Below are 2296 nucleotides of genomic sequence, written 5' to 3' on the forward strand. Positions count from 1 at the left end.
CACGTCGAGGTCTTTCAGATGGCTTGTGTAGGAACTTCCATCATCGGAAGGCCTCGACCTCTATCCAGCTATCGACGCGCCACTTCCCCGAGACCCCCGTCTACACCCTCGATTGTGAAGAGCCGGTTTAATGACCTGGAGACCCTGCGCCCTGATTTGGCCAAGCAGTGGAATACCAAGAAGAACGGCGGCCGTACTCCCGACACCGTAACTATGGGCAGCAAGACAGAGTTCTGGTGGACATGCGATCTGGGGCATGATTTCAAAATGCATGTCTATCGCAGGAGCCGAGGTGGAGGCTGTTACTACTGCTCGAATCAGAAACTCCTCAAAGGGTTCAACGACCTGGAAACAAAGCGACCTGACCTGCTTCCAGAGTGGGACTACGAAAAGAACAACAAGATCGGGCTACATCCGACAACCGTCTCACCGCACAGCCACAAAAAGGCTTGGTGGAAGTGCAGTAAAGGGCATTCCTACGATTGCACAATTGGCAACAGGTCCAACGGCAAGGGAACTGGGTGCCCTTACTGCTCAAATAAGCGAATCTTGATTGGCTTTAATGACCTGGAGACCACTGACCCAGTGATCGCAGCCCAGTGGCATCCGACCTTGAACGGTGACGACAAACCGACGGACGTGACACGCGGTTCTAGCCAGAAGAAGCGCTGGTGGGAATGCCCTGACAACAAGGAGCACGTCTGGAAGGCAACACCTGCCCAGCGAACAGGCGTCTACTATGGGCAGGGCTGCCCAGAGTGTTCCTCCCGGCGCGCGTCCAACATCGAAGCTGATCTCCGCGAGCGTCTCACTAGCGGCCCGCTTGGCTTGCCCAACGCCAAACGAAAGCTGCGGTTATTCTGGCGTAAGAAAACGTACATGGAGGTCGACTTCCTCGGCCAGCTAGGAAACTCAGACACCCGAATTGTGGTCGAGTATGACGGCGAGTACTGGCACAGCAAGAAGGGATCATTCGAGCGAGACGCCGATAAAAACCCAGGCGTTGCTGGATGCGGGATACCTTGTCGTCCGGATCCGGGAGGAGAAGCTTCCGCACCTGGAGTTGGAGCATCCCAACTTACTGCAGTTCAACCAACCCTGGAGCTACGACGACACGCATGCTGATGACATGGCACAGATCGTGGAGAAGTGGGCGAAGGGTCGATTCGCCTTGGCTGCATAGCTGGTCCTGCGCTACTGGACCGACCACTCAGTAACTCGTGGACTCCTAGCATTAGAAGTCCACGAGTTGCTGGCGGGCGGCGGGGCACGTTTTTTGCAGAACCGGGAGATGCTACGGGTCCGGGTAGTCCCGTTCGAGTTGCTGTGCGGTGATGCGGAAGGTCGCGCTCCACCATGATCCCTGCGACACGTCAAGTGCCATAGGAAGCAAGCTGGTTACCACGTCGATGTGCTCAGCGCCATCGTATTGGACGCCGTAACCACCCTCTGTCTCTTTCGCGTTGATGAGATGCCCGGGCAGATATACCCAGGTGCCACCAAACAGTCGGACGAGACCTTCACCCAGAAACCATTCATAGTAAGTGCGCATCTCGCTGCTCAGATCATTGGGACGATTGCCCCAACTTTCGAGAAACGCAACCTCCATTCGATTCAGTGATGCTGGTGCCCATGGGTTCTCTTCCGGCGCCGCAGGAAGCACTTCGATGTACTTCTGGGTGTTGATAAACTGGCGCGCCTGAGTCTGCCATTCCTTGATTCTTACAGAACTGGTGTCGGCTCCGATGTTGGTAGTCATGCGCGCACCAAGTACCAAGCGCTACCGCTTCGTTGGCATTCCAAGGTGTGGAAATCAGGGAACATGGCGTTATACGCCACCCGTGCTGCTTCACAGGCTGGTTTCGAAGTAAAGATTCGAATGACTGCACCCCACGCGATCTGGGGTTCGGCTACTAGTTCGTCGGTTTGCGCATCATCCGAGTGCTGCTCCGTGGCAGTAGGTGCTGTATTGGTCTGAGATTGCGCTAAAGCTGTGGGGGCGGATGTCATGCCAAGACCGGCTATGAGAAGGCCGATCAGGAGAATCTTGAAGAGTGTTTTGGATCTCGTGTCGGATCCGGTATTCGGAGTATCGTGAGTAAGTTCCATTTTCAACTTGATATGCCTTTCTCGTGAGGGGTGGCAGTGGCGATCCATAAAGATCGCCACGAGGTTGTCAATTCTGTTGTGTACGGGGGTTGGGTTTACAGGTATGGGTTCATTCGGTCGGGGTAGGCTGCCGCGAGTTGGGCTAGTGCCTGTTTCCAGTTCGTGGTGACTTGTCCTTCGACGAGTC

General features: G+C 55.4%; 2 protein-coding genes. One reads left to right on the forward strand and one right to left on the reverse strand.

Annotation, left to right across the window (positions count from 1 at the left end):
* Window positions 1-114 precede the first annotated feature (114 nt).
* Window positions 115-1125, forward strand: a complete 1011-nt coding sequence (locus tag DCC24_RS11850; RefSeq protein WP_158524688.1) for a zinc-ribbon domain-containing protein — start codon at window positions 115-117, stop codon at window positions 1123-1125.
* 169 nt (window positions 1126-1294) lie between these two features.
* On the opposite strand, the gene DCC24_RS11855 is transcribed toward DCC24_RS11850, so the two are convergent.
* A complete protein-coding gene (locus tag DCC24_RS11855; RefSeq protein ID WP_110100103.1) occupies window positions 1295-1759 on the reverse strand; it encodes a hypothetical protein in 465 nt (154 codons plus the stop codon).
* Window positions 1760-2296: the final 537 nt, after the last annotated feature.

The organism is Auritidibacter sp. NML100628 (genome assembly GCF_003185985.1).
Lineage (GTDB): Bacteria > Actinomycetota > Actinomycetes > Actinomycetales > Micrococcaceae > Auritidibacter > Auritidibacter ignavus.

What these genes read in the sequence shown, in the direction of transcription:
- DCC24_RS11855 (WP_110100103.1), bottom strand. Translation starts at nt 1,759, where the DNA reads ATGACTACCAACATCGGAGCCGACACCAGTTCTGTAAGAATCAAGGAA.